Source organism: Roseateles sp. (genome assembly GCF_036486225.1).
Lineage (GTDB): Bacteria > Pseudomonadota > Gammaproteobacteria > Burkholderiales > Burkholderiaceae_C > Roseateles.
Genome location: NZ_DASVNZ010000049.1, coordinates 1 through 8,868 on the forward strand (window position 1 = coordinate 1; position 8,868 = coordinate 8,868).

9 protein-coding genes are annotated in these 8,868 nt (G+C 68.1%); 8 read left to right on the forward strand and 1 reads right to left on the reverse strand.

The genetic code is table 11. The features are described from left to right. The 3 genes from VF536_RS03970 to VF536_RS03980 all read left to right on the forward strand — a co-directional run. On the forward strand, positions 1–848 hold an 848-nt coding region (locus VF536_RS03970; RefSeq protein ID WP_331613489.1), incomplete at its 5' end, for a DUF3108 domain-containing protein. Positions 849–946: 98 nt separating this feature from the next. Further along, complete coding sequence (locus tag VF536_RS03975) at positions 947–1,735, forward strand: enoyl-CoA hydratase (RefSeq protein ID WP_331613497.1); 789 nt, start codon at positions 947–949, stop codon at positions 1,733–1,735. Positions 1,736–1,971: 236 nt separating this feature from the next. Further along, a complete protein-coding gene (locus tag VF536_RS03980) occupies positions 1,972–2,256 on the forward strand; it encodes a DUF4148 domain-containing protein (protein ID WP_331613490.1) in 285 nt (94 codons plus the stop codon). Between the two features lie 227 nt (positions 2,257–2,483). Here the strand turns inward: VF536_RS03980 and lysS are convergent, their stop codons facing one another. After that, the gene (gene lysS / locus VF536_RS03985; protein ID WP_331613491.1) at positions 2,484–4,025 is read right to left on the reverse strand and encodes a lysine--tRNA ligase; all 1,542 of its coding nucleotides are present in this window, start codon (positions 4,023–4,025) and stop codon (positions 2,484–2,486) included. A 53-nt stretch (positions 4,026–4,078) separates the two neighbouring features. Between lysS and VF536_RS03990 the strand changes: the two genes are divergently transcribed. From VF536_RS03990 to VF536_RS04010, 5 genes are read left to right on the forward strand one after another with little or no spacing between them, the layout of a single operon-like run. Beyond that, entirely contained in the window at positions 4,079–5,143 is a 1,065-nt protein-coding gene (locus tag VF536_RS03990) for a Gfo/Idh/MocA family oxidoreductase (protein WP_331613492.1), read from the forward strand. A gap of 1 nt (position 5,144) precedes the next feature. Beyond that, positions 5,145–5,717, forward strand: coding sequence for an acyltransferase (locus VF536_RS03995; protein ID WP_331613493.1), 573 nt, complete (start codon positions 5,145–5,147; stop codon positions 5,715–5,717). A 44-nt stretch (positions 5,718–5,761) separates the two neighbouring features. Continuing rightward, on the forward strand, positions 5,762–7,177 hold the full coding sequence (locus VF536_RS04000) for an MBL fold metallo-hydrolase (RefSeq protein WP_331613494.1): 1,416 nt from the start codon (positions 5,762–5,764) through the stop codon (positions 7,175–7,177). A gap of 2 nt (positions 7,178–7,179) precedes the next feature. After that, positions 7,180–8,289, forward strand: coding sequence for a DegT/DnrJ/EryC1/StrS family aminotransferase (locus tag VF536_RS04005; RefSeq protein ID WP_331613495.1), 1,110 nt, complete (start codon positions 7,180–7,182; stop codon positions 8,287–8,289). Positions 8,290–8,297: 8 nt separating this feature from the next. Beyond that, entirely contained in the window at positions 8,298–8,858 is a 561-nt protein-coding gene (locus VF536_RS04010) for an acyltransferase (RefSeq protein ID WP_331613496.1), read from the forward strand. Positions 8,859–8,868 lie beyond the last annotated feature (10 nt).

Genomic DNA, 8,868 nt, shown 5'->3' on the forward strand with positions numbered 1-8,868 from the left:
GCGAGGGGCCGGCGCCGCTGCCGCCCGATCCCGCCGCCAGGGAACCGCCCCCCGAACTGCAGGCGTTGGCGATGCCGCCGGCGCTGGCGGTCTCCGATGCGGTGGGCGAGTGGATGCCGGGCATCGAGTGGCCGCTGTCCACCGAGCTCGACTACAAGCTGACCGGCGACTTCCGCGGGGCCATCTACGGCGACGCCCGTGTGCAATGGCTGCGGGACGGCGCGCATTACCAGGTCCACCTCGAGGCCTGGATCGGGCCGAAGATCGCGCCGCTGATGTCGCGCCGGATGAGCAGCGACGGCGAGATCACGCCGATGGGACTGGCGCCGCGGCGCTTCGACGAGGTGACCGGCGGTCTCGCGGGCGGGAGCCGGCAGACGACGCTGCTGTTCGACCTCGGCGGCGTGCGCCTGGCCAACGGCCGACGCGAGCCGGTGCCCGACGGCACGCAGGACGCGGCCAGCCAGTTCGTGCAGTTCACCTGGCTCTTCCTGACCGGCCGCCAGTCCGCGCAGGGCGACCTGCTGATCCAGCAGCCGCTGGCGCTGCCGCGCAACGTGCACCTGTGGCGCTACAAGGTGCGCGGGATGGAGGACGTCGCGACGCCGCTGGGGCCGATTCCGGCGTGGCACGTGGACTCCGACATGGACATGGAGGACACCCGCGGCGACATGCAGGCGGAGTTCTGGCTGGCGCCGTCGCTGCAGTACCTGCCGGTGCGGGTGCGGATCTGGCAGAACCGGCCGAAGGATCTGCGCACGCACATCGACCTCGTGCTGAAGGCGGCGCCGAAGCAGGCGCTGGCGCCGGCGCAGCCGGTCCCCGCCGCGTCGGCCGCGAGCCCCTGAGCGTCGCGGCGCGCGGGCCTCATGCCGTCCGCAGTCGCCTCTATAGTTGCCGCCATTCCAGTCCAAGGAGACATCCCATGATCCCAGCCCTGTCCGGCGTGACGTTCGAGAACATCCTGGTGGAGGTCGCCGGCAGCGGCGATCGCAAGACCGGCGTGATCCGCCTGAACCGGCCCAAGCAGCTGAACGCGTTGAGCGACCCGTTGATGGACGAACTGGGCCGCGCGCTGCTGGCCTTCGACGCGGACGACGGCATCGGCTGCATCGTGCTGACCGGCAGCGAGCGCGCCTTCGCCGCGGGCGCGGACATCCCGACGATGGCGCCGCACACCTTCATGTCGGCGTTCAAGAGCGGGCTGATCTCGAAGAACTGGGAGACCATCCTGCAGGTGCGCAAGCCGGTGATCGGCGCGGTGGCAGGTTTTGCCCTGGGCGGCGGCTGCGAGCTGGCGATGATGTGCGACTTCATCATCGCGGCGGAGACGGCCCGCTTCGGCCAGCCGGAGATCAAGCTGGGCATCATCCCCGGCGCGGGCGGCACGCAGCGCCTGCCGCGGGCGGTGAGCAAGAGCAAGGCGATGGACATGCTGCTGACGGCGCGCATGATGGACGCGGCGGAAGCGGAGCGTGCCGGGCTGGTGTCGCGCGTGGTGGCGGCGGATCAGCTGATGACCGAGGCGCTGGCCGCGGCGGAGACGATCAACGGCTTCAGCGGCCCGTCGACGATGCTGATCAAGGAGCTGGTCAACCTGGCCTACCAGGGCCCGCTGACCGACGGTGTCGCGATCGAGCGCCGCTACTTCCACGCGCTGTTCGGCACGGACGACCAGCGCGAGGGCATGGACGCGTTCCTGGCGAAGCGGGCACCGGCGTTCAAGCACAGCTGAAACTGCTTTACTGCGACGGCCAGCGACCTCGGCAGTCCTCCCCATTTCCGGCCGCAATTGAAACAATCCTTGACCCCGACCGCTGTACGCTTAGCGCGCGGTTGGGGATTGTTGACAATCCGTGAACGGATCTTTCCAGATTGCCTAGTGTTTCCCCTAGGCGGCGGCGCCTAGAGTTCAACCCATGGACGACGCGGAGTGCGGAGTCCGGTGCAACGAACCGCTAGGAGCCCGCCATGAACACCCTGATCAAGACCACCCTGATCGCCGCCGCCTTCCTGACCGCCGGCGCCACCTTCGCCGCCGAACCGGTCCAGAAGACCCGCGCCGAAGTCATCGCCGAGCTGCAAGCCGCCCGCGAATCCGGCGAAATCGCCTCGCTGAGCGCCGAGCAGGCCGGCGTCGGCTCGCTGGAAAACGGCATCAACGCGCCGACCTCGGCCCAGATCGCCGCCAAGAAGGCCGCCGTCAAGACCGCCGCCAAGAAGGGCGCGACGACTGAAGGCGCTTCGGCCAAGTAAGACTGACGCTTCCCCCTCGACACTGCCGGACGCACCGGCCGGCCAGGGGGCCAGCAAGGAAAAAGGACACCCTCGGGTGTCCTTTTTGCGTTCGTGAGGCCTAGCGCGGGCACTCCACGGGGCAGGGGGCATCGCGTCCGCGAACCCCCAGCCCCATTCCGGCCCCACTCGCAGCCGTTGACTGCACGTTGAATGGGGTCAGGTGGTGCGCGTGTGATGCGCGGGGATCAGCTTTCGCGGCGCAGCGCCGGGAACAGGATCACGTCGCGAATCGACGGGCTGTCGGTGATCAGCATCATCAGACGGTCGATGCCGATGCCGCAGCCGCCCGTCGGGGGCATGCCGTACTCCAAAGCACGGATGAAGTCGGCGTCGAAGAACATCGCCTCCTCGTCGCCCGCATCCTTGTTGGCCACCTGCGACTGGAAACGCGCGGCCTGGTCCTCGGCGTCGTTCAGCTCCGAGAAGCCGTTGGCGTACTCGCGGCCGGTGATGAAGAGCTCGAAACGCTCGGTGATGGTCGGGTCCGCATCCGACGCACGCGCCAGCGGCGAGACCTCGACCGGGTAGTCGACGATGAAGGTCGGCTCCCAGAGCTTCTCCTCGACCGCCGCTTCGAACAGGCCGAACTGCAGCGCCGACAGGCCCCAGTGCTTGGGCGCTTCCTCGCCCAGCTCCTTGAGCTTGGCGCGCAGCACGTCGGCGTCATCGGCCTCGGCTTCGGTCACGCCCGCATGCACGATCAGCGACTGGCGCACCGACAGGCGCGTGAACGGCTTCTCCAGGTCGACCGGCTTGCCGGCGTAGGTGACCTGGGCGCTGCCGGTGGCGGCGCGCGCGGCGTGGCGGATCACTTCCTCGGTGAAGCTCATGACCTCCTGGTGGGTCCAGTAGGCCGCGTAGAACTCCATCATCGTGAACTCGGGGTTGTGCCGGACGCTGATCCCCTCGTTGCGGAAGTTGCGGTTGATCTCGAAGACGCGCTCGAAACCGCCCACCACCAGGCGCTTCAGGTAAAGCTCCGGCGCGATGCGCAGGTACATCTCCTGGTCCAGCGCGTTGTGGTGCGTGATGAAGGGCTTGGCGTTCGCGCCGCCCGGGATCGGGTGCAGCATCGGCGTCTCGACCTCCAGGAAGCCGTTCTCGACCATGTACGAGCGGATCGAGGACACCGCCTTGGAACGCGCCACGAAACGGTCGCGCGCCTTGCCGTCGGAGATCAGGTCGGCGTAGCGCTGACGGTACTTCTGCTCCTGGTCGGCCATGCCGTGGAACTTGTCCGGCAGCGGGCGCAGCGACTTGGTCAGCAGGCGCAGGGTCGTGACCTTCACCGACAGCTCGCCGGTGCGGGTGCGGAAGAGCGTGCCCTCGGCGCCCAGGATGTCGCCCAGGTCGAAGTGCTTGAAGTCGTTGTAGACCTCTTCGCCCAGCGCGTCCTTCGACAGGAACAGCTGGATCGCGCCGGTGGCGTCCTGCAGCGTGGCGAAGCTGGCCTTGCCCATGATGCGCTTGAGCATCATGCGGCCGGCCACCGTCACGGCGACGGCCTGGGGCTCGAGCGCCTCGTTGGAGAGCTCGCCGTACTGCGTCTGCAGCGGCTGCGCGCGGTGCTGGGGTTTGAAGTCGTTGGGGAAGGCCGCGACCCCCTTGGCCTTGGCTTTTTCGCGGACGGCGGCGAGTTTCTCGCGGCGTTCTGCGATCAGCTTGTTCTCGTCTTGGGCGGGCGCCGGCGTGTCGTTGCCGGTCTGGGGGTCTTGGGGCTGGCTCATCGTGGGCTGCAAAAAGGGCAGGGCGCGATTTTAGGCTCTTAAAATCGCGCCCCATGCCTCAGTTCCCCATCCTGGACCGCCCGGTCCGCGTCGCCCTGGTCGGTTGCGGCCGCATTTCGAAGAATCACGTCGACGCGCTGACCCGGCATCAGGGCCGCGCGGAGCTGGTCGCCGTCTGCGACACGCGCCCCGAGGCCGTGCAGGCCGCGCTGGCCCAGACCGGCCTGCCCGCGGACCGCGGCTTCGCCTCGCTGGACGCGCTGCTGGCGGGCTCCGACGCCGACCTGATCGTGCTGTCCACGCCCAGCGGCCTGCATGCGCAACAGGCCATCGCCTGCGCCCAGGCAGGCCGCCATGTGCTCAGCGAGAAGCCGATGGCGACGAAGTTCGAGGAGGGCCAGGCCATGGTCCGCGCCTGCCGCGACGCGGGCGTGAAGCTCTTCGTCGTGAAGCAGAACCGCCTGAATGCGACCGTGCAACTGGTCAAGAAGGCGCTGGACGAAGGCCGCTTCGGCCGCATCTTCATGAGCACGGTGAACGTGTTCTGGACCCGCCCGCAGAGCTATTACGACGCCGCCCGCTGGCGCGGCCGCTGGGACATGGACGGCGGCGCCTTCATGAACCAGGCCAGCCACTACGTCGACCTGCTGGACTGGCTGGTGGGGCCGGTGGACAACGTCCACGCCTACACGGCCACGCTGGCCCGCGACATCGAGGCCGAGGACACCGGCGTGCTGGCCCTGCGCCTGCGCCACGGCGGCCTGGCCAGCATCAACGTGACGATGCTGACCTACCCGCAGAACCTGGAAGGCTCGATCACCATCCTGGGCGAAAAGGGCACGGTCAAGATCGGCGGCACCGCGGTCAACAAGATCGAGCACTGGACCTTCGACACGCCGCATCCCGACGACGAGCTGGTGAAGAACGCCAGCTACGAGACGACCAGCGTCTACGGCTTCGGCCACGCCGCGTACTACGACAACGTCATCCAGACGCTGCGCGGCGAGGCGCAGGCACAGGTGGACGGCTACGAAGGCCTGCGCTCGCTGGAGCTGCTGGTGGCCTGCTACCGCAGCGCGCGCGACGGCCAGCGCGTCGGCCTGCCGCTGGTGTTCTGACATGAGCTTCTGGCAGCACGCCTCGGCCGTCGTGGACGACGGCGCCCAGCTCGGCGAGGGCACCAAGGTCTGGCACTTCAGCCACGTGTGCGCCGGCGCGCGCGTGGGCGACGGCTGCTCGCTGGGGCAGGGCGTGTACGTCGGCAACGACGTGACGATAGGCCGCAACGTGAAGATCCAGAACAACGTGTCGGTCTACGACGCGGTGACGCTGGAGGATGACGTCTTCTGCGGCCCGTCGATGGTCTTCACCAACGTCTACAACCCGCGCTCGGCGGTGCCGCGCAAGAGCGAGTACCGCCGCACGCTGGTGAAGCGCGGCGCGACGCTGGGCGCGAACTGCACCGTGGTCTGCGGCGCGACGATCGGCGAATACGCCTTCGTCGGCGCCGGCGCCGTCGTCAAGGGCGACGTGAAGCCGTATGCGCTGATGGTCGGCGTGCCGGCGCGTCAGATCGGCTGGATGAGCCGCCACGGCGAGAAGCTCGAACCCGTCGATGGCGAGGCGGTGTGTCCCGCCAGCGGTGAACGATATGTCATCGAGGGCGGCCTCTGCCGCCACGTGGTCCTCTGAGTCAAGCAAGAAAACCGCGAAGGCGGTCGTTAGGGAGTCGAAAAATGGAGTTCAAGGTCCTGTCTCATGCCTGCCTTCTGGTGAAGCAGGGAGACACATCGATCCTGATGGATCCGTGGTTGCTGGGATCGTGCTACTGGCGATCGTGGTGGAATTTCCCGGAGCCTGTCTTCACCGAGGAGGAGTTGGCTGCGGTCGACGCCGTGGTCATCAGCCACATCCATTGGGACCATTGGCACGGCCCGACGCTGAAGAAGTTCCTGCGGGGCAAACGCGTCATCGTGCCGGACGAACCCGGCCTGCGAAGCGCCGAGGACCTGCACGCCATCGGCTTTAAGGACGTCCTTCGCCTTCCGCACGGCCAGGCATTGCAAATCGGCGAACTGACGCTGACGCTGTACCAGTTCGGCCGATATCTCAATGACGCGGCGATCGTGGTCGAGGGCGGCGGGACGGTGCTGCTCAACGCCAACGACGCCAAGATCGCTGGCGTTGCGCTGCAGAACATCGTGAACCGGCACGGCAAGATCGATTTCGCCTTCCGGTCGCATTCGTCGGCCAACGCGCGGGTCTGCTTCAAGGTCGTCGGCGACGACAACTTCGTGGCGGACGACAGGGAGCACTACTTCCGCTCGTTCCAGGGGTTCATGGACGCCGTCAAGCCGCGGTATGCGATCCCGTTCGCGTCGAATCACTGCCACCTGCACGACGACGTCTACGGCATGAACGGCTACATCTCCAATCCGCTGCAGCTGCGCGAACACTGCGACCGCTCGCCGTCCAAGGACTGGGCCTTGCAGGTCATGATGCCGGGCTCCTCCTGGGCCTCCGACAAGGGCTTCTCGCTGCGGCCCGAGACGGCGTTCGAAGACCTGGAGGGTGCGCTGGCGGCCTATCGGGCGAAGGTCGCCGACACGCTGGGTCGATACACCGTCCAGGAGAACGCCGTGACGATCAACGACCGGATGGTCGAGCGCTTCATGGCCTACTTCAAGGCGAAGGGCCGCCCGCCCGGCTGCGTCGGCGATCTGACGCTGACGGTGCGCTGGCCCGATGGCCGGCGGCAGTCCTACGCCTGCCACATCGACACGCAGACCTTCGAGGCCTTGGCCGAAGAAGCCGGTCCGATGACCGGCCGGCCGGTCATCGAGATGCCGGCGATCGTGTTTCGCGACGCGGTGGTGAAGAACATGTTCCACCACGCCGGCATTTCCAAGCGGTGCCTTTACCTGGCGGCCAATCAGGTCGACATGGACCGGCTGCTGCGCATCGTGGCCTTCCTCGACAACCATGAGCTGGGCGTCTATCCGAAGCGTTGGGCCTACCAGAAACGCCTGTACGCTGCCTACCTCCGCCGCTGGCGTGAACTGCTGGTCTACGCGCATGCGTTGTGGCTGCTCAAGGTGCGCAAGAAGCCCATGTACCTGGTCGAGGAAGCCGTACTGCGGGGAGAGTTCTGACCATGGCCGCAGCGCTTCCCTTCATCGACCTCAAGGCCCAGTACGCCGCGCTGAAGACGACGATCGACGCCCGCATCCAGGCTGTCCTGGACCACGGCCAGTACATCATGGGCCCGGAGGTCAAGGAGCTGGAGACCGCGCTGGCCGCCTACGTCGGCACGAAGCACTGCATCACCGTGGCCAGCGGCACCGAGGCGCTGCTGATCGCGCTGATGGCGCTGGACCTGCAGCCCGGCGACGAGGTCATCACGACGCCTTTCACCTTTGCCGCGACGGTCGAGACCATCGTGCTGCTGGGCGGCGTGCCGGTGCTGGTCGACATCGAGCCCGACAGCTGCAACCTCGATGCGTCGCTGATCGAGTCCGCCATCACGCCGCGCACGAAGGCGATCATGCCGGTGAGCCTCTACGGCCAGGTCTGCGACATGGACGCGATCAATGCGATCGCGGCGAAGCACGGGAACATCCCGGTGATCGAGGACGCCGCGCAGAGCTTCGGCGCCTCCTACAAGGGGAAGAAGAGCTGCGGCCTGTCGACCTGGGGCGCGACCAGCTTCTTCCCGAGCAAGCCGCTGGGCTGCTACGGCGACGGCGGCGCGCTGTTCACCGACGACGACGCGCTGGCGCAGGCCGCGCGCGAGATCCGCGTCCACGGCCAGAGCCAGCGCTACACGCACACGCGGGTGGGCGTCGGCGGCCGCATGGACACGCTGCAGTGCGCGGTGGTGCTGGGCAAGCTGGAGCGTTTCGACTGGGAGATCGCGCAGCGCCTGGCGATCGGCGAGCGCTACCAGCGCCTGATCGCCGAACTGCCGCTCCAGCGCCTGGCGGTGCGCGAGGACCGCGATTGCGTGTGGGCGCAGTTCACCGTGCAAGTCGATGGCCGAGACGCGGTCGCCGAGGCGCTGAAGCAGGCCGGCATTCCGACGGCCGTCCACTATCCGAAGCCGCTGCACCGTCAGCCGGCGTACGAGCAGCGTTGCCGCGTCGCGACGCCGCTGCCGAACACCGAGGCCGCCGCGCAGCGCGTGATGAGCCTGCCGATGAGCGCCGACCTGAGCGAGGCGCAGCAGGACCGGGTCGTCGACGCTTTGCGCGTCGCCTTGACCTGACCGCCCCGATGCTGATCGGCTACACGCTGGATGCGGTGCGCGCCCGGATGCGCGCGCGGGTCGCGGCGTGGCTGGGACTGGACGTGGGTGTGCGCGCGCAGATCCATCCCGGCGCGCGCGTGCGCTGCGGCGCGGGCAGCGCGCTCGGCGCGGGGTCCATCCTGTACCGCGATGTCCAGATCCTCGCCACCGGCGAGGGCCGTTTCACGATAGGCGCGCGCAGCCACATCGCGCCGGGCGGTTATCTGCTGGTCAGCGACCAGCGCCTGTCCATCGGCGACGACGTCGCCATCGGCCCCGGCCTGATGCTGTTCTGCGAATCCAACGCGGTCACGGCCACGGGCCTGTTCCGCGACCACTACCGGCGCGGCGAGATCCGCATCGGCAGCAATGTGTTCATCGGCGCCCGCGTGACGGTGCTGCCCGGCAGCGTCATCGACGACGGCGTGGTCGTCGCCGCGCACGCGGTCGTGCGCGGTCATCTGCCCAGCGGCTGGGTTTACGGCGGCGTGCCGGCGCGACCGCTTCACCGGATCGACGGGGCTCGTCCACCGTCGGCCGGCTCGTGAAGGGTCACGT